This window comes from Pseudomonas sp. SL4(2022), from assembly GCF_026625725.1.
Taxonomy (GTDB): domain Bacteria; phylum Pseudomonadota; class Gammaproteobacteria; order Pseudomonadales; family Pseudomonadaceae; genus Aquipseudomonas.
The window spans coordinates 2,027,472-2,044,823 of sequence record NZ_CP113060.1 but is presented as its reverse complement, the minus strand read 5'-3'; the positions used below and the strand labels follow the sequence as shown (position 1 = coordinate 2,044,823).

Genomic DNA, 17,352 nt, shown 5'->3' with positions numbered 1-17,352 from the left:
GGGGAATCGATCATGCTGAAATCGGCGTTGGCGCTGCTGCTGGCGGTGCTGGGCACACTGGCACAGGCCCAGAATCTGCAAATCGTGCTGCTCGATAATCAGGGCAAACCGCTCAGCGACGCCGTGCTGTGGATCGAACCCGGCCCGGCGCAAAGCCAACCCAGCCATGCGGTGATGGACCAGCAGAAGCGCCAGTTCACCCCTTATGTTCTGCCCGTGCAGGTCGGTACCACGGTGAGCTTCCCCAACGCCGACCCGATCAACCACCACGTTTACTCCTTCTCGCCGGCCAAGCGCTTCGAACTGCGCCTGCACCAGCAGAAGGCCGCACCCCAGGAGATGCGTTTCGACCAGCCTGGCCTGGTCACCCTGGGCTGCAATATCCATGACTGGATGCTCGGTTTTATCCTGGTACTCGACACTCCCTGGTTTGCCCAGACCGACAGCCAGGGCAAGGCCCGCCTGAGCTTCGAGGCCGCCGCTGGGCAAACCCTGCAGCTCTGGCACCCGCGCATCGCCGACCCGCAGGAAGCCCTGAGCCGCGCCGTGCCCAGCAACGGCACGCTGACCTGGCAACTGACCGGCACGCTGAAACGCGACCCGCGCCCGAAAGAACCAAAAGCCCGCCCCATGACCAAAGGTGACTACGCCTCATGACCCTGCGCGGCAAGATTCTCGGCTTCTTTCTGCTGTTGTTGCTGACGGTCATGGTGTTATTGCTGGCGCTGGTCTATCGCTCCACGTATCAACACACCCTGAGTCAGGTGGCCGGGCAGCTGAACTTCGCCCATGCCGTGCTAAGTAACGAGCTGCAAAGCCGCCGCCAGGCGCAGAGCGCCATGGCCGATCTGATCGCCAAGGACTTCACCCTGCTCGGCGAAATCGCCGACCTGATCGCCAGCCCCCAGCAGGAAGCGCAATCACTGTCTGCAGCACTGGAGTCGTTTGCCTCGCGCAGCCAGGCCAGCTTTGCCCTGGTCAGCGCCCCCGAAGGGTTGATTCTCGCAGGCACCAGCGGTGAACTGCTGCCCGGCGCGGAACTGCCCTGGAGTGCCATGTTCGATGTGGATGATCCACAGAGTGAGGAGCGCCTGGTGGTATTTGGCGAGCGCGTATTGCATGTCAACGCCACGCCGATTTTCGCCCCGCGCCCCAACCTGATGGGCTGGCTACTGATGGCCTTCGAGCTGGATGACCAGGCCACCGCGCACCTGGCGCGCCTTAGTGGCGCTGACGTAGCGTTCATTGATGGCCGCCCAGGCCAATACCGGGTACTCGCCAGCAACCTGCAGGCGTTGCCTCGGGCCGAGCTGGCCAGCCAGCTGCTGCCCAATGCTGAGGGCGTGTTCCGCTTCGATTTACAGGGACTGGAACAGGTGGCCCTGCGCGCACCTCTAGTGGACACCAGTAGCGAACTGCAGGTGCTGCTGATGCGCTCGCTGGCCGCCGAGCTGGCTGATTACCAACCGCTGCAATGGCAGCTGGCAACCATCTTTACCATCGCCCTGCTGCTGGCCGGACTCGGCGCGCTGTGGATTGCCAACACCGTTAGCCGGCCGCTGAGCCAGATGGTCGACAACGTGCGGCGCATCGCCAGCGGCGACTATCAGGTACCTATGGAGACGCAGGCGAGCGGCGAAGTCGGCTTGCTCGCCCGTGAATTCGTCGCCATGCAGCAAGGCATTGCCGAGCGCGAAACCACCATCAGCTTTCTCGCTTACCGTGACCCGCTGACCGAACTGGCTAACCGCAACCGCTTTGTCGCCGAACTGCAACAGGCCCTGACGCAGTGTCCGCCAGGCGCAGGCGTCGCCGTGCTGCTGATGGACCTGGACAACTTCAAGGACCTTAACGACACCCTCGGCCACGACGCCGGTGACCAGCTGCTCTGCCAGCTCGCCGCGCGCCTGCAGGTGCTGCTACGCCCCACCGAGCAACTGGCGCGCCTCGGTGGTGACGAGTTTGCGCTGCTGATCAGCCCCTGCCAGCCCGGCTGGCTGATCCCTGCCGCCGAGCATTACCGCGCCGCCCTGCACGAGCCATTCGCCGTGCGCGGCATCAGCATGACCCTCAACGCCACGATTGGCATCGCCCTGTATCCGGACCACGGTGAAAGCGCCGGCAGCCTGCTGCAGCATGCCGAAGTGGCGATGTACCTGGGCAAACAGCAGCGCTCGCCCTACGCCCTCTACCGCCCAGAACTGGACCGCCACAGCCTGCTGCGCCTGGCATTGATGAGCGAGTTGAAAGGCGCGGTGGAAGGCGGGCAGCTCAGCTTGTATTTCCAACCGAAGCTGAATATCCGTACGCGCAGCCTGTATGGCGTGGAATGCCTGGTGCGCTGGATTCACCCGGTGCATGGGTTTATTCCGCCGGACGAATTTATCCCCTTGGCCGAACAGACCGGCAACGTTTGCGCCCTGACCCGCTGGGTGGTGCACACCGCCGTGGCGCAGAGTCGCGCCTGGCAGGAACAGGGGCTGGCGCTGATGACTGCGATCAATATCTCCGCACTGGATCTGGCCGATCCCGGCTTTGCTGGCTTTATCGCCGCGCAACTGGCCGAGCATGGCGTGCCGCCATCCGCCCTGATTGTGGAAATCACTGAAAGCGCGGTGATGGCCGACCCGGAACTGGCCATGGGGCAATTGCGGGAATTGTGCGAATTGGGCGTGAAACTGTCGATCGACGACTACGGCACGGGTTACTCAAGCATGGCCCAACTCAAGCGCCTGCCGGTGCATGAGCTGAAAATCGATAAGTCCTTCGTGCTTGACCTGCTGAGCAATCCCGATGACGACATCATCGTCCGCTCGACCATCGAGCTGGGCCACAACATGGGCCTGAAGATCGTTGCCGAAGGGGTGGAAACCGAGGCCATTCTCGACCGTCTGGATCAGCTCGGTTGCGACATCGCCCAGGGTTACCTGCTCAGCAAACCGCTGCCACCCGCCGCGTTTGCCAGCTGGCTGGCGGCAACCCACTGGCAACTGCCTCGCACATCGGGTTGATCAGGCGCATAGAAAAACCACTGCCGATCACTAGGACCGGCAGTGGTTTGGGAAACCGACTGGACAAGCTTTAGAACGCAGCGTCACCAATCAACATACCGTGCACAACCATATAGGTCTTGCGACCGGACTGCAGGGTCAGTGGATTGCGCTCGGCAATTACCCACCCCTTGGCCAGCAGCTTGTCGATATGTGCTCGCAGTTCTGGCAAATAGCGCTGTTCTTGCTGAAGCGATTCCATTCTACGCATCCTCTAGAGGACTCCTCTGTGACAGCAGCCAAGTACACCTGGCCATTCATCCGTGATAGCTGTTACAGAGCATAGTGGCCTTGTGCCAACCACCAAAGCGGCAAATGGCCACATCGCTGTAGGCTCAACGCATCAGGTTGATATAGCGTTTGGCTTACATCAGATTCAATTCTAGACCGCCGTAGCAGCGGCAGTGGACTCGCCGACATGCGGTGAGCTGAACGCCAGGTAGTCGTCTTCTACCTTTCCATAGCGCAGCAGCGCCAAATCCAGCAGGTAGTTCTGATAGAGCTTCCAGGGCGCGCGATCGCCTTGAGTAGGGATTTTGTCCGCGGCGCGCTGGATATAGCCAGATGCCAGGTCGAGGAAGGGCGCACTCTTGACCTGACGCGCACTGTCACGTGGGGTGCACTGACGCATGCCAGTAGCATCCATGTGATTGATCAGGCGGCAAAAGTATTCACTGGAAAGATCAGCCTTGAGCGTCCAGCTGGCATTGGTGTACCCCAGTACCACAGCGGCATTGGGCAAATCGCGCAGCATGATGCCGCGATAGCCCATGCTCTTGGCCGCATCGAAGGGCACCCCATCCACAGCCACCTGCATACCGCCAAACAGCTGCAATTCCAGGCCCGTGGCGCTGATGATCACATCCGCCGGCAGCTCCTCGCCGGACTTCAAGCGGATGCCCTTGGCGGTGAAACCATCGATATGTTCGGTCACTACCGAGGCCTTGCCCTGGCGCAGCACCTTGAACAGGTCACCATTAGGCACCGCACATACCCGCTCATCCCAGGGTTTGTAGCGCGGACTGAAGTGGCGCATGTCGAAGTTCTTACCCAGCTGATGCCTGGCCAGGCCCAGCAATGCCTTGCGCACCAGGTTGGGGCACGCCTTGGCAAGTTTGTAGAAGCCCAGCTGGATCGCCACCTGGCGGGTGCGAGCCAGACGGTAGACCCAGGTTTCCGGAAGAAACTTGCGCAGTACATCAGAGATCGGATCACCCTGCGGCAGGCTCACCACATAGGTCGGCGAGCGTTGCAGCATGGTCACGTGCCTGGCCTTGTCGGCCATCGCCGGGACCAGCGTCACGGCTGTCGCGCCGCTGCCGATCACCACCACGTTCTTGCCGCTGTAATCGAAGTTTTCCGGCCACAGCTGCGGGTGGATAAATTCGCCCTGGAACAGGTCACGGCCTTTGAACTCGGGGGTGTAGCCCGCCTCATAGCGGTAGTAGCCCGTGCACATCAGCAGATGCTGGCAGCTCAGTTTGACCGACTCGGCGTCATCGCCGCGCTGTACCTGTAAGGTCCAGGTGGCGCGCTCACTGCACCAGTCTGCCTTGAGCACTTTGTGGCGGAAGCGGATCTTTTCCTGAATACCGTTTTCCTGCGCGGTTTCTTCGATATAGCGACGGATCGACGGACCGTCAGCAATCGCCAGCGGGTTGGTCCAGGGTTTGAAGTTGTAGCCGAGGGTGAACATGTCCGAGTCGGAGCGAATGCCCGGATAACGGAACAGGTCCCAGGTGCCGCCCAATGCCGCACGGCCTTCGAGGATGGCAAAGCGCTTGCCGGGGCAATGCTTCATCAGGTGATAGGCCGCACCGATGCCGGAGAGGCCGGCACCAATGATCAAGACATCCAGATGTTCGGCAGACATGGGGGCTCCTCAGGCTTGTTCTTATGGCGGCAGGGCAATGTATAGCGCCCGCATGCCCGCCAGATTCACCCCCCACAACGCGTTTGTCATCCAACCTTTAGTGGTGTGAACAGCCGCAGGCTGACCACAGTGATAGTTGAAGAATGACCGAAGCGCGCAGCCATCTGCCTGACAATCAGAAGCGGTTGCGCAACACCACCTCGTTGTACGGCAGTTTGCCGATGCGCGGCTTGGGTTCGAGGGTCTTCTTGCCTACCGCAACCATCAGGGCGATCACGTGGTTATCCGGCAGGTTGATCAGCTTGGCCACCGCCTCAAAGTCGAAACCATCCATCGGGCAGGAGTCCAGGCCTTTGCCGCGTGCGGCGAGCATCAGGGTCTGGGCCATCAGGCCGCAGCTGCGCATGGTTTCGTCACGCTGAACCTGCGGTTTGTCGCGGTAATAGGTGTCGATGGCGCCAGCCATATAGGCCTGTACTTCTTGCGGAGCACCTTCCCAGACGCGGCTGACATTCTGTTCCCAGCTGTCGACTTGCGCGCACACCACCACCAGCATTGAGGCATCGGTCACTTGCGCCTGGCCCCAGGCCACTTCACGCAGTTGCTGACGCAGCGCTGGATCGCTGACTTCGACCAGGCGCACGTGCTGCAGATTGAACGCCGACGGGGCCAGCAGCGCCAGTTGCAGCAACTCATCCTTCTCGGCCTCGCTCAGCGTAAATGCCGGGTCATAACCCTTGACGGCGCGGCGGCTGCGAATGGCTTCATCAATGTGCATGGTCGTTCCTTAAATGCGGTTGAAAGAGAAGGCAATGCTAGGCACTTGGCTGCACGAATGCCAAACGCCATTAGCGATAGAAACTATCGAAGCAGACGATGGTAATGACGCGCCTGCTAAAATCGCGGCCTCACAAACAGGCCCACGACCATGCACCCCACCGCCCTTGCCGTCCTGCAGCAACATTTGTGCAACGCCCTGGCTGCGCCACCCAGTGAAACCCGTCGCCTGCTCCACGGCCGTGGCCGCTGCTGGCCGGGATTGGAACAGATCACTGTGGACTGGCTGCAAGGTGTGGTGCTGGTGGCACTGTTCAAGCCGGTGAGCGATGCCGAACTGGCCGCGCTGCAACAGATGCTGCGCGACCTCAGTCAATCCAATGCCTGGCAACAGAGCGGCGCGCACAGCCTGTTGCTGCAGCAGCGCTACCTGCCCGAGAGCCCCACGCAGTGGCTGCTGGGTGAACCGGTTGAGCACTGGGATATCTGCGAGCACGGCCTGCACTACCGCCTCGACCTGGGCAAAAAGCAGAACAGCGGATTGTTTCTCGACATGCGCTATGGCCGCCAATGGGTCCAAGCCCAGTCAGCGGGTAAACGCGTGCTCAACCTGTTCGCCTACACCTGCGGCTTCTCGGTGGCCGCACTGGCCGGCGGCGCGCAGCAGGTGGTCAATCTGGACATGGCTCGGGCCGCACTCAGCCGTGGCCGTGACAATCACCGGCTAAACCAGCACGACCTCAGCCAGGTGGTGTTTCTGGGCCATGACCTGTTCAAGTCCTGGGGCAAGGTGGCCAAGTACAGGCCCTATGACCTGATCATCATCGATCCGCCCTCCTTTCAGCGCGGCAGCTTTGTGCTGAGCAAGGATTACCCCAAGGTGCTACGCCGCCTGCCAGAACTGTTGAGCGCGAACGGGTTAGTGCTGGCCTGCAGCAATGAGCCGGAAATCGGCCCGAATTACCTGATTCAGGCCATGGCCGATGAAGCGCCGGGCCTGCGCTTTGTCGAACGCCTGAGCAACCCGCCGGAATTCCCCGATAGCCAGCCGGACAGCGCCCTCAAAGCCCTGGCATTCCAACTCCACTAGCTCATGCAGAACAGGCTTCAAGCCTGGTCTACAGTTAGACAACTGCCCGCAACCGAGACCTTTGTGATGAAGCTCACTACCCCTGTATTTGCCCTGACCACCGTTCTACTGCTGGCCGGATGCGCCAGCCAAACGCCCACCCCGTCGCAGTATTCGGGCTTTCTCAGCGACTACTCGCAGTTGCAGCCGGCGCAATCGGCCAGCGGCGCACCGGTCATGCGTTGGATTTCGCCCGACTTCAAGGCCGAAAATTACCGTTCGGTACTGGTCGAACGGCCACAGTTTTATCCCGCCCCAACCCCCAATAGCCAAGTCAGCCAACAGACCCTGGATAACATCGCCCTGTACCTGCAACAGGCGATACGCCTGGAGTTGGCTGGACGGTTGCGCATCGTTGAGCATGCAGATCGCGACACGCTGGTCTTACGCTCAGCTATTACTGCGGTAAACCTCTCACCGGAAGGACTCAAAGTCTATGAAGTGGTGCCTGTCGCCTTGGTTGCCGCTGCCGCCAGCACAGCCGCCGGCACCCGCGACCTGAACACCGAAATCTACGTCGAACTGGAAGCCGTTGACGGCCGCACCAGCGCGCCAGTGACCCGCGTAGTACGCAAGGGGCATGGCCTGAAGCTGGAAAATGACAGCACCCAGTTGCAACTCAAGGACCTCAAACCGGCACTCGATGCCTGGGCTCAGGATGCCCGCAATTTCAGGCCCTGAAACAACACTGACCCGGCAGCCAATACCGCATTGGCTGCCAACAGGCACTGACCGGATCAGGCAAACACAAAGTACTTGCGCACGGTTTCCACCACCTCCCAGGTGCCCTTCATCCCCGGCTCGACGATAAAGATATCGCCAGCACGCAGATGAATCGGTGCCTGACCTTCCGGGGTGATGATGCAATAGCCCTCCTGGAAGTGGCAGTACTCCCACTTTTCATAGGCCACCTGCCATTTGCCAGGCGTGCAGATCCAGGTGCCCATGATCTTGCTACCGTCGGCCGAGGTGTAGGCGTTGAGATTGACGGTGTGCGGTTCGCCGGCGATGCGCGTCCACTTACAGGCATCCAGCAGCGGAATCGGCTGGGTATCACGCAGTACAGTAATCGGTGACATAGGTGGCTCCTGAGGTCGGTAGGAAAACAGCCGAAGCCTAGAGCCATAGCCTGCCCGTAGCTGTCCTGAGGTCGACCTTCAGCTGCCTGGAAGCGCAGTCGCACCTGCCAGGCTGAGGGATAAACCGCGTGCTACCTTGAAGAGAGCCTATACGTTCTTAACGCCGCTTACCCGCTCCGGAGATGCTCTATGTCCAGTTCTTACCGCTTGGTCACCCGCAGTGATTTTGACGGCCTGGTGTGCGCCGCCCTACTCAAACACCTCAAGCTGATCGACGACATCCTCTTCGTCCACCCCAAGGACATGCAGGACGGCAAGGTGGCGATCACCAGCAACGACATCACAACTAACCTGCCCTACGTGCCTGGCTGCTACCTGGCCTTCGACCATCACCTCAGCGAAACCATCCGCAACCAGCCTGCGAGCAATCACCTGATCGATGCTGACGCCCCCTCGGCTGCCAGAGTGGTGTGGAAGCACTACGGCGGTCACGATGTATTCCCGAGGGACTGGGACGAAATGATGGAGGCCGTGGACAAAGCTGACGCCGCACAATTCAGCCGCGAAGACATCCTCGACCCGCAAGACTGGGAGCTGCTGAGCTTCATCATGGATGCCCGCACCGGCCTCGGCCGTTTCCGTGACTTCCGTATTTCCAACTACCAGCTGATGATGCAGCTGATCGACTTTTGCCAGACCCACGGCATCAATGAAATTCTTCAGCTGCCGGATGTTGAAGAACGCGTGGCGCTGTATCTGGATCATCAACGTGAGGCCCAGGCGCAGATCCAGCGCTGTGCCACGGTGTACCACAACCTTGTGGTGTTGGATCTGCGCAACGAACAGACAATCTATGCGGTCAACCGCTTCGTCATTTACGCCCTCTACCCGCAGTGCAATATCTCGATCCACGTGATGTGGGGCGTTAAACAGCAAAACACCGTGTTCGCCATCGGCAAATCGATCCTCGACCGCAGCTCCAATACCAATGTCGGCGAGCTATGCCTGAGCTATAACGGCGGCGGTCATGCCAATGCCGGCACCTGCCAGCTGGCCAACGAGGAGGCCGAAGCAGCCCTGCGCGAGCTGATTGCCGAAATCACTGCAGACGGTTAAGCCCATTTCACCAAGCCCGGTGACCGCTCTCTTCGCCGGACGCTGGGCGGATGCGCTGCGACAAGGGTAAGCTGTGCCGCATGAGTACAGCCCCTTTTATTACGCCGCTTGAATCCAGCCGCACGGATGCGCCTTCTGGGTTGCGTATCGGTGGCGACTGGACGCTGGCCCACTACGCCGTCCTCGAAGCGCAGGTGCAGGGCCTGCGCGGTCGTCTGCCGACGGACGCCCCTATCGATCTGGATGCGCTCAACGCCCTCGATACGGCCGGTGCGGCCCTGCTGGTGGAGTTGCTCGGCAGCCAGCGTTTGGCACAACTGACGCAGCAGGCACCGCACCTGAGCACTGAACGCCGCGCCCTGCTGCAAGCCGTGGGCAGCGCAATTGCCGAAGCGGGCGATGTTGAACCCGCCAAACGCATACCGGCCTGGCGCGAGTTTTTCGGGCAGATCGGCCAGGCCGTGGAAGAGTTGTGGCAACAGGCCGTGACCCTGCTCGGCTTTATCGGCATGACCCTGGCCGCGATGTTCGCCATCCTGCTGCGCCCTGGCCGCTGGCGCATCACCTCGCTGGTCGCACATGTGCAGCAGAGCGGGCTGAACGCGGTGCCGATTGTGGCCCTGCTGACCTTTCTGGTCGGTGCGGTGGTGGCCTTTCTCGGCGCCACAGTGCTCGCCGACTTTGGCGCGAGCATCTACACGGTCGACTTGGTGGCGTTCTCGTTTTTGCGCGAATTCGGCGTGCTGCTCACCGCCATTCTCATGGCCGGGCGCACGGCCAGCGCCTTTACCGCGCAAATCGGCTCGATGAAAGCCAATGAAGAAATCGACGCCATTCGCACCCTGGGGCTCAATCCGCTGGAGCTGCTGGTGCTGCCACGGGTGTTCGCCCTGCTGATCGCCCTGCCGATCCTGACCTTTATCGCCATGCTCAGCGGCATCCTCGGCGGCGCGGTGGTGTGCGCCCTCAGCCTGGATATTTCACCGGCCATGTATTTGGCCATGCTGCAGGAAAACATCGCCCTCAAGCACTTTCTGGTGGGCATGGCCAAAGCACCGATTTTTGCCTTTCTGATCGCCGTCATCGGCTGCCTGGAAGGCTTCAAAGTCACCGGCAGCGCGCAGTCGGTGGGTGAACGCACCACCTCCAGCGTGGTGCAGTCAATTTTTGTGGTGATCGTACTCGACGCCCTCGCCGCGCTGTTCCTCATGGAGATGGGCTGGTGATGGGCGAAGCAATTATCGAAGTGCGCCACCTGGTCAACCGCTTTGGCACGCAGACCGTGCACCAGGACCTGGCGCTGGACCTGTACCGCGGCGAAGTGCTCGGCGTGGTCGGTGGTTCGGGCACCGGCAAATCGGTGCTGCTGCGCAGCATTCTCGGCCTGCGCCAGCCTAACGCCGGCACCGTGAGGGTGTTCGGCGAAGAACTGCTGAGCCTGTCGCCCGAGCGGCGCTCGCGGCTGGAACGACGCTTTGGTGTGCTCTATCAGCGTGGCGCGCTGTTTTCCTCACTGACGGTGACGGAAAACATCGCCCTGCCGCTGATCGAACACGCAGGCCTTAGCCGTGCCTCGGCCGAACGCTTGGCCCAGGTCAAACTGGCACTGGTCGGGCTGCCGCGCACAGCAGGCGATAAATACCCCACGGAGCTGTCGGGCGGCATGATCAAGCGCGCGGCACTGGGGCGGGCGCTGGCCTTGGAGCCGGACATTCTGTTTCTCGACGAACCCACCGCCGGGCTTGACCCGATTGGCGCGGCGGCCTTCGACCAACTGATTCTGACCCTGCGCGATGCGCTGGGCTTGAGCGTATTTCTGGTCACCCATGACCTCGACACGCTCTACACCATCTGCGACCGGGTGGCCGTGCTGGCGGAAAAACGCGTGCTGGTGGCCGACCGCCTGGACGTGGTGGCCGCCACCGACAACCCATGGATTCACGATTATTTTCACGGCCCGCGCGGACGCGCAGCCGAACAGGCCGCCAACGGCGCGCCAGGGAGCCCCTGATGGAACCGCGTGCCCACCACGTGTTGATTGGTCTGTTTACCGTGCTCATGGTGGCCGGCGCACTGGGCTTTGCCCTGTGGCTGAGCAAGGCCAGTTCGGATCAGGCGTTTCACGATTACGACGTAATCTTCAAGGAGGCGGTCAGCGGGCTCTCGGCCGGCAGCGCCGTGCAATACAGCGGTATCAAAGTGGGCGATGTGATCAGCTTGCGCCTGGACCCCAAAGACCCGCGCAAGGTCCGCGCGCACATCCGCGTCAGCGCCAGCACGCCGATCAAACAAGACACCCGCGCACGCCTGTCGATTACCGGCATCACCGGTGCGGCGTTGATCCAATTGCACAGCGGCACGCCGAAAAGCCAGGTGTTGGTGGGAAAAGAGGGCAAACGTGCGGAGATCATTGCCGATCCCTCACCGCTGACTCGCCTGATGGCCAACGGTGAAGACCTGGTGCTCAGCGTCACCCGGCTGCTCAACCGGGCGAACCAACTGTTCTCCGATGAGAACATCGAGCGGGTTTCCCGCACCCTGGCGAACGTCGAACAAACCAGCGCCAGCGTGGCCGAGCAGCGCGATGAACTGCGTCTGGCCTTGCAGCAGATGAGCAGCGCCAGCCAGGAAGCGGCCAGCCTGATGCGCAACGCCAATCAACTGCTCAGCGGCCCCGGCCATGACGCGCTGCACAGTGCCGGGCGCATGATCACCTCACTGGAGCGCAGCAGCAGCGAGATCGAACGCCTGCTCAGCGACAATCGCAGCGCTCTCAATGGCGGTATGCAGGGCATCGGCGAGCTGGGCCCGACCATCATTGAACTGCGCGAAACCCTCAGCGCCCTGCGCTCCTTCGCCCGCCGCCTGGAGGAAGACCCGGCTGGTTATCTGCTGCGCAGCGACACCATCAAGGAGTTTCAACCATGAGTCGTCTTCGCCTGCTCACAGCCCTGTTGCTGATCGGCAGCCTGACTGCCTGTTCGGTATTGCCGAAAAGCCAGGTGCTGAGCATCTACCGCCTGCCCTCCAGCAGCCTGCCCAGCCATAACGTCAGTGCCGACTGGGCGCTGCGGGTGAACAAGCCCTACAGCAGCCAATTGCTCGACAGCACACGGATTGCCGTCTTGCCGCCGGGCGACCAGATCAGCGCTTATCAGGGCGTGCGCTGGAGCGACCGTGCGCCACTGCTGTTGCGCGACCGGCTGATCGACGCCTTCCTCGACGACGGCCGCCTCAAGGCCGTCAGCAGCGATGACAGCCGCCTGCAGGCCGACCTTGAACTGGACGGCGACCTGCGCGCTTTCCACAGCGAATACCAAAACGGCCGCCCAGCCGCGCGCATCCTGTTCGAAGCCCGCCTGGTACAGAGCGGCAGCCTGCGCATCCTCGCCAGCCGACGTTTCGAAGTCAGCCAGGCCGCCAGCGACACCTCAGTGCCAGCAGTGGTCAACGCCTTCGGCCAGGCCGGCGACCAACTGGCCCGTGAGGTGCTGGAATGGACCCTGACCCAAGGCCAGACAGCGCAGCAAAAATAAACTGAGGTGTTTTTGCGAGGGGCGAACCATGGACAAATTTATGCAAGCGGCTATCGACGAAGCCCGCCAGGGCCTGACCGAAGGCGGCATCCCGATCGGCTCGGTGCTGGTGCACAACGGCCAGATTATCGGTCGTGGCCACAACCGCCGCGTGCAACAGGGCAGCGCCATCCGTCATGGTGAAATGGACGCCTTGGAAAACGCCGGTCGGCAAACCGCGCAGACCTACCGCGAGTCGGTGCTCTACACCACCCTCTCGCCCTGCGCGATGTGCAGCGGCGCAATCCTGTTGTACGGCATCCCCAAGGTGATCATCGGCGAGAACCAGACCTTCCTCGGCGAAGAAGCGCTGCTGCGCGAGCGCGGCGTACAGCTCGACGTGCTGCACAACAGCGAATGCCTGCACCTGATGCAGGACTTTATTGCCGCCCAACCGACGCTGTGGAATGAGGATATCGGCGAGTAGCGCCTACACGCGCTGCGCCGTTGACCACGCGCGCACCTCGGCGTAGGGGTAGGCCTCCAACGCCGCAAAACCGCCTAATTGACGGGCCTTGAGCGCGGTGAACAGCGGCACACTGACGCCACAGAGGTAGCGCGTCAGGCATTCGGTGCTCGGCGCAACGCCCTTTAACTCCTGATGCTTGCGCACAAAACCGTCACAGAGCGCCCGCATATCCAGCTCCGCCAACGGCGGCAGGGTTGGCGGCTCGGGCAAGCGGGCGACCTGTCCACGGCATACCGAACAATGCCCGCACTGCTGCGGCGCGTTGGCATCACCGAAATAGGCGGCCAGGCGCTGGCTCAGGCACTGCTGACTGGCAAACAGCGCGAGCATGGCGTGTATCCGCTGAATTTCGCTGGCCTCCTGCCGGCTGAAATAGCCATGCAATTCAGCGCTCAGCGCCTCGGCATCAAACCCCGGCTGCAGCAAGGCATAGACCTCGGTCATCTGCTTGCTTTCCACCTCGATCCAGCCTTTTTCCTGAAAGTAATCCAGTGCGGTGATCACCCGGCTGCGCTCGGCCTGATGCTGTTGATACAACTGCGCAAAATCCACCGTGCACCAGGTGCGGGCGCGCTGCGAGGTGGTGATCAGCGCCTCGACAAACTGCCGCCGCTCACCGCTGAAATGAGCCAACAACGCCTCGGGTTCGAGCCGGTATTTGAAGCGATATTCGGCGAAATAGGCGTAGCGTGGGGCGATGATGCCGCGCAGCTCCAACTGCACCAGCAGGGTTTTCAGCGGCAATTGGCGAATATTGCTCTGCTCGGAGAGTGGGTTGAGCATCAGTTCCCATTCGCCGTCTTGCCCGCCGGCCAACAGCTGATCGAGCACATAGCGAATGCCGTCCCGCTCTGGCGTGTCGCCGTAGACGAAGTTCTCCAGCACGTTGAGGCTGTCGCGGTTGGCCAGTACCAGGCAGTCCGAGGGCTGGCCATCACGTCCCGCACGACCGATTTCCTGGCTGTAGTTCTCGATGGATTTGGGCAAATCAAAGTGCACCACGTTACGGATGTCACTTTTGTCGATGCCCATGCCAAAGGCGATGGTGGCGACGATGCAGTTGATTTGTCCGGCCATAAACTGGCGCTGAATCGCCTCGCGCGCCTCGTGCGGCATGCCGGCGTGATAGGCGCTGGCGGCAATGCCCCGCTCACTCAGGCGCTCAGCCACCTGCTCGGCGGTGCGCTGCTGGGTTACATAGACAATGCTGGGTTGCCCGGCCTTGGCTAACAGCCACTGCTGCAACCGGCGCAGTTTATCGGCCCCACTAACCGGCTCGACCAGCAGGTGGAGGTTGGGCCGATAAAAACCGGTGGTGACCACATCAGCTTCAGCGATGGCGAACTTCTGCTGCATGTCGGCCACCACCTTGGGTGTCGCAGTGGCGGTGAGCAGCAGCACCTGCGGGATGCCGAACTGGCGCTGGTAGTCCGGCAGTTTGAGGTAGTCCGGGCGGAAGTTGTGGCCCCACTCGGAGATGCAGTGAGCCTCATCAATCACCAGCAACGAAATCGGCACCTGGCCGATAAAGTTACGAAAGCGCTCGTTCTTCAGGCGTTCGACCGAGATCATCAGAATCTTCAGCTCGCCGGCTTTCGCTCGCGCCATCACCGCGATGGTCTCATCGCGGCTTTGCGCCGAATCGATACTGGCGGCGCTGATGCCACGACTATGCAGAAAGGCCAGTTGATCCTGCATCAGCGCCAGCAAGGGCGAGATCACCAGGGTCAGATGCGGCAGATGCAGCGCCGGCAACTGGTAGCACAGTGACTTGCCCGACCCGGTGGGAAAGATCGCCGCCGCCGAACGTCCTGCTAGCACGGCCGTGACCACACGCTCCTGACCGGGGCGCAATTGCTTGAAGCCGAACACACGCTCCAGGGTACTCATGGCTGTCACTCCATTGACCGCCGCAGCGGTAAACAATGATTAATTCCTACAAGGCGCACCGCTATTGCCAATCCAACTAACACCATGGGCAACACAGGCGTACATTCACACCATGCCAATAAAAAAGGAGATGAGTATGCAGGTATCTGGTTTCAGCGGCAGCTTGCCGGTTACCCACTAGATCGCTCACCACCCAGGTCAGGTGGCCGCGCAGCAAAGACCCCGGCGGAACCGGAGTAGCTGATGCGAACCACAGGCCGATGCGCAGTCTGGCGGGAAAACTCAGGTTCGCCGTGAGGTGTGCCAAACCATAGACCTAACGCCGCCATACAACTCGAAAGCGCCAGTGCTCACCCGCGACATATCGACACCTACCTGGCAGTAGCCAGTCATGCTGAAGACGACAGTCGCAGACAACGGCCCTGGAAATCGCCTGAGCTGCCAACCCCGTTAGCGCTGTGGCCCGAAACAGCCATACAGCAACAGCCAGGCCGTGCAGAGCGGCCACCTGAGCAAGAATGCAACGCGCAACACACGCAAACGTGCCTGATCTGCTGGCAGATACGCACCCAAAGCCGCCTAAGGGCGGCTTTTCCGTTTCTTAGTGCACATGCAAAGTACCGCGGGAGGGGCTTTAGCCGCGACAACGTCTTAAAAGCTCGCCGCTAAAGCGCCTCCTACAGGATATTGCTGTGGTTTCCCAAAATAAAAAACCGCCGATAACGGCGGTTTTTTCAACGCTTCGGATACAGCTTAGAGCTGTGGGCCGGCGTTCTTGATGGCATCGCTGACATCGAACTTCTTGAAGTTCTCGATGAACAGTCCGGCCAGACCTTTCGCCGCTTCATCGTAGGCGTTCTTGTCTTCCCAGGTGTTGCGCGGGTTGAGCAGGTTGGTTTCAACGCCCGGCACCGACTTCGGCACGCTCAGGTTGATGATTGGCAGCAGCTCGGTTTCGGCACCGATCAGCGCGCCGCTCTGGATCGCTGCAATCACGCCACGGGTGGTTGGGATATTGAAACGCTTGCCAACGCCGTAGCCACCGCCGGTCCAGCCGGTGTTGACCAGGTAGACCTTGGAGCCAAAGCCGCGGATGCGCTTGATCAGCAGTTCCGCATATTCACCAGCCGGACGCGGGAAGAATGGCGCGCCGAAGCAGGTGGAGAAGGTCGACTTGATGCCGCCGCCCGAACCCATTTCGGTGGAACCCACCAGCGCGGTGTAGCCGGAGAGGAAGTGGTACGCCGCTTGCTCTTCATTGAGGATCGACACGGGCGGCAGTACGCCGGTGAGGTCGCAGGTCAGGAAGATCACTGCGTTCGGCTCGCCGCCCAGGTTCTTCTCGGAACGCTTCTCGACCAGCTCCAGCGGGTAAGCCGCGCGGCTGTTCTGGGTCAGGCTGTCATCGGCGTAGTTCGGTACGCGGTTTTCGTCGAGGACCACGTTTTCCAGGACAGCGCCGAACTGGATGGCTTTCCAGATCACCGGCTCGTTCTTCTCGGACAGGTCGATGCACTTGGCATAGCAACCGCCTTCGATGTTGAACACCACGCCTACGCCCCAACCGTGCTCGTCGTCACCAATCAGGTAGCGGCTTGGGTCAGCGGACAGGGTGGTCTTGCCGGTGCCGGACAGGCCGAAGAACAGGGTCACGTCGCCTTCTTCGCCGATGTTGGCGGCGCAGTGCATCGGCAGCACGTCAGCGTCCGGCAGCAGGAAGTTCTGCACGCTAAACATGGCTTTCTTCATTTCACCGGCGTAACGCATGCCGGCGATCAGGACTTTCTTGGCGGCGAAGTTGAGGATCACGCAGCCATCGGAATTGGTGCCATCACGCTCCGGTACGCATTCGAAGTTGGCGACGTTGAGCACTTGCCACTCGTCTTTGCCAGCCGGGTTGTACTGCTCCGGATTGATGAACAGGCAACGGCCGAACAGGTTCTGCCAGGCGGTGGCGGTGGTCATCTTGACCGGCAGGTAGTGCGCATCGGCAGAACCTACATGAACGTAGGACACGAAGCTGTCCTGAGCGTCGGAGAATGCCTGCACGCGGTCCCACAGAGCATCGAACTTGTCAGCCGGGAACGGGCGGTTGATTGCGCCCCAGGCGATTTTCGCCTCGGTGCTCGGCTCTTGCACGATGAAGCGGTCAGCCGGAGAACGACCCGTGCGATGGCCTGTGCGTACGACCAGCGAGCCATTGGCGGCCAGCTCGCCTTCACCGCGACGAAGGGCTTCTTCGACCAGTTGGGCAGCGCTGATGTCGGTGTACACGGCGTTGTTGGCTTGCGTCATGTGGGTCCCCGTCGGCCACGTGGCCGAGTCTTCCGAACGTTTTGTAGTAGAAAAGAGAGCACTACTACAGCGAAAAAGTGCGCGGATTATGCCAGAAAA

The 17,352-nt window shown here is 61.3% G+C and carries 16 protein-coding genes; 10 read left to right on the top strand and 6 right to left on the bottom strand.

What is annotated here, in order from left to right; translation table 11 throughout:
• Positions 1-12 precede the first annotated feature (12 nt).
• Complete coding sequence (locus tag OU997_RS09760; protein ID WP_267809760.1) at positions 13-657, top strand: methylamine utilization protein; 645 nt, start codon at positions 13-15, stop codon at positions 655-657.
• Complete coding sequence (locus OU997_RS09755) at positions 654-3,011, top strand: putative bifunctional diguanylate cyclase/phosphodiesterase (RefSeq protein WP_267809759.1); 2,358 nt, start codon at positions 654-656, stop codon at positions 3,009-3,011. Before OU997_RS09760 ends, OU997_RS09755 begins: the two co-directional genes overlap by 4 nt.
• Before the next feature lie 70 nt (positions 3,012-3,081).
• On the opposite strand, the gene OU997_RS09750 is transcribed toward OU997_RS09755, so the two are convergent.
• From OU997_RS09750 to OU997_RS09740, 3 genes are all read right to left on the bottom strand, one after another.
• Entirely contained in the window at positions 3,082-3,252 is a 171-nt protein-coding gene (locus OU997_RS09750) for a hypothetical protein (RefSeq protein WP_177479901.1), read from the bottom strand.
• A 180-nt stretch (positions 3,253-3,432) separates the two neighbouring features.
• Positions 3,433-4,923 (bottom strand): flavin-containing monooxygenase, encoded by a 1,491-nt coding sequence (locus tag OU997_RS09745; protein ID WP_267809758.1) that lies wholly within the window; start codon positions 4,921-4,923, stop codon positions 3,433-3,435.
• Between the two features lie 175 nt (positions 4,924-5,098).
• Positions 5,099-5,701, bottom strand: a complete 603-nt coding sequence (locus OU997_RS09740) for a nitroreductase family protein (protein WP_108487924.1) — start codon at positions 5,699-5,701, stop codon at positions 5,099-5,101.
• A 150-nt stretch (positions 5,702-5,851) separates the two neighbouring features.
• Between OU997_RS09740 and OU997_RS09735 the strand changes: the two genes are divergently transcribed.
• The gene (locus tag OU997_RS09735; protein WP_267809757.1) at positions 5,852-6,790 is read left to right on the top strand and encodes a class I SAM-dependent methyltransferase; all 939 of its coding nucleotides are present in this window, start codon (positions 5,852-5,854) and stop codon (positions 6,788-6,790) included.
• Between the two features lie 66 nt (positions 6,791-6,856).
• A complete protein-coding gene (locus OU997_RS09730; protein ID WP_267809756.1) occupies positions 6,857-7,510 on the top strand; it encodes a DUF3313 domain-containing protein in 654 nt (217 codons plus the stop codon).
• Positions 7,511-7,566: 56 nt separating this feature from the next.
• Here OU997_RS09730 and OU997_RS09725 read toward each other — a convergent pair whose 3' ends face one another.
• Positions 7,567-7,908: a cupin domain-containing protein gene (locus tag OU997_RS09725; RefSeq protein WP_090250378.1), complete on the bottom strand. Its 342-nt coding sequence runs from the start codon at positions 7,906-7,908 to the stop codon at positions 7,567-7,569.
• 189 nt (positions 7,909-8,097) lie between these two features.
• Between OU997_RS09725 and OU997_RS09720 the strand changes: the two genes are divergently transcribed.
• From OU997_RS09720 to OU997_RS09695, 6 genes are all read left to right on the top strand, one after another.
• Entirely contained in the window at positions 8,098-9,024 is a 927-nt protein-coding gene (locus OU997_RS09720) for an exopolyphosphatase (RefSeq protein WP_267809755.1), read from the top strand.
• A gap of 80 nt (positions 9,025-9,104) precedes the next feature.
• Positions 9,105-10,250: an MlaE family ABC transporter permease gene (locus OU997_RS09715; protein WP_267809754.1), complete on the top strand. Its 1,146-nt coding sequence runs from the start codon at positions 9,105-9,107 to the stop codon at positions 10,248-10,250.
• Positions 10,250-11,035, top strand: a complete 786-nt coding sequence (locus tag OU997_RS09710) for an ABC transporter ATP-binding protein (RefSeq protein ID WP_267809753.1) — start codon at positions 10,250-10,252, stop codon at positions 11,033-11,035. Before OU997_RS09715 ends, OU997_RS09710 begins: the two co-directional genes overlap by 1 nt.
• The gene (locus OU997_RS09705; protein ID WP_267809752.1) at positions 11,035-11,952 is read left to right on the top strand and encodes an MlaD family protein; all 918 of its coding nucleotides are present in this window, start codon (positions 11,035-11,037) and stop codon (positions 11,950-11,952) included. Before OU997_RS09710 ends, OU997_RS09705 begins: the two co-directional genes overlap by 1 nt.
• A complete protein-coding gene (locus OU997_RS09700; RefSeq protein WP_108487931.1) occupies positions 11,949-12,560 on the top strand; it encodes an ABC-type transport auxiliary lipoprotein family protein in 612 nt (203 codons plus the stop codon). The genes OU997_RS09705 and OU997_RS09700 overlap by 4 nt, the downstream gene beginning before the upstream one ends.
• A 28-nt stretch (positions 12,561-12,588) precedes the next feature.
• Positions 12,589-13,026, top strand: a complete 438-nt coding sequence (locus tag OU997_RS09695) for a nucleoside deaminase (protein ID WP_108487932.1) — start codon at positions 12,589-12,591, stop codon at positions 13,024-13,026.
• 3 nt (positions 13,027-13,029) lie between these two features.
• Here OU997_RS09695 and OU997_RS09690 read toward each other — a convergent pair whose 3' ends face one another.
• Entirely contained in the window at positions 13,030-14,958 is a 1,929-nt protein-coding gene (locus OU997_RS09690) for a RecQ family ATP-dependent DNA helicase (RefSeq protein WP_267809751.1), read from the bottom strand.
• Positions 14,959-15,711: 753 nt separating this feature from the next.
• Positions 15,712-17,253, bottom strand: coding sequence for a phosphoenolpyruvate carboxykinase (locus OU997_RS09685; RefSeq protein ID WP_108489620.1), 1,542 nt, complete (start codon positions 17,251-17,253; stop codon positions 15,712-15,714).
• Between the last annotated feature and the right edge of the window lie 99 nt (positions 17,254-17,352).

Coding starts and splice junctions, on each gene's coding strand:
- OU997_RS09750 (WP_177479901.1), bottom strand. CDS start 3,252: ATGGAATCGCTTCAGCAAGAACAGCGCTATTTGCCAGAACTGCGAGCA.
- OU997_RS09715 (WP_267809754.1), top strand. CDS start 9,105: ATGAGTACAGCCCCTTTTATTACGCCGCTTGAATCCAGCCGCACGGAT.
- OU997_RS09760 (WP_267809760.1), top strand. CDS start 13: ATGCTGAAATCGGCGTTGGCGCTGCTGCTGGCGGTGCTGGGCACACTG.
- OU997_RS09730 (WP_267809756.1), top strand. CDS start 6,857: ATGAAGCTCACTACCCCTGTATTTGCCCTGACCACCGTTCTACTGCTG.
- OU997_RS09725 (WP_090250378.1), bottom strand. CDS start 7,908: ATGTCACCGATTACTGTACTGCGTGATACCCAGCCGATTCCGCTGCTG.
- OU997_RS09700 (WP_108487931.1), top strand. CDS start 11,949: ATGAGTCGTCTTCGCCTGCTCACAGCCCTGTTGCTGATCGGCAGCCTG.
- OU997_RS09720 (WP_267809755.1), top strand. CDS start 8,098: ATGTCCAGTTCTTACCGCTTGGTCACCCGCAGTGATTTTGACGGCCTG.
- OU997_RS09685 (WP_108489620.1), bottom strand. CDS start 17,253: ATGACGCAAGCCAACAACGCCGTGTACACCGACATCAGCGCTGCCCAA.
- OU997_RS09695 (WP_108487932.1), top strand. CDS start 12,589: ATGGACAAATTTATGCAAGCGGCTATCGACGAAGCCCGCCAGGGCCTG.
- OU997_RS09710 (WP_267809753.1), top strand. CDS start 10,250: ATGGGCGAAGCAATTATCGAAGTGCGCCACCTGGTCAACCGCTTTGGC.
- OU997_RS09705 (WP_267809752.1), top strand. CDS start 11,035: ATGGAACCGCGTGCCCACCACGTGTTGATTGGTCTGTTTACCGTGCTC.
- OU997_RS09690 (WP_267809751.1), bottom strand. CDS start 14,958: ATGAGTACCCTGGAGCGTGTGTTCGGCTTCAAGCAATTGCGCCCCGGT.
- OU997_RS09735 (WP_267809757.1), top strand. CDS start 5,852: ATGCACCCCACCGCCCTTGCCGTCCTGCAGCAACATTTGTGCAACGCC.
- OU997_RS09740 (WP_108487924.1), bottom strand. CDS start 5,701: ATGCACATTGATGAAGCCATTCGCAGCCGCCGCGCCGTCAAGGGTTAT.
- OU997_RS09745 (WP_267809758.1), bottom strand. CDS start 4,923: ATGTCTGCCGAACATCTGGATGTCTTGATCATTGGTGCCGGCCTCTCC.
- OU997_RS09755 (WP_267809759.1), top strand. CDS start 654: ATGACCCTGCGCGGCAAGATTCTCGGCTTCTTTCTGCTGTTGTTGCTG.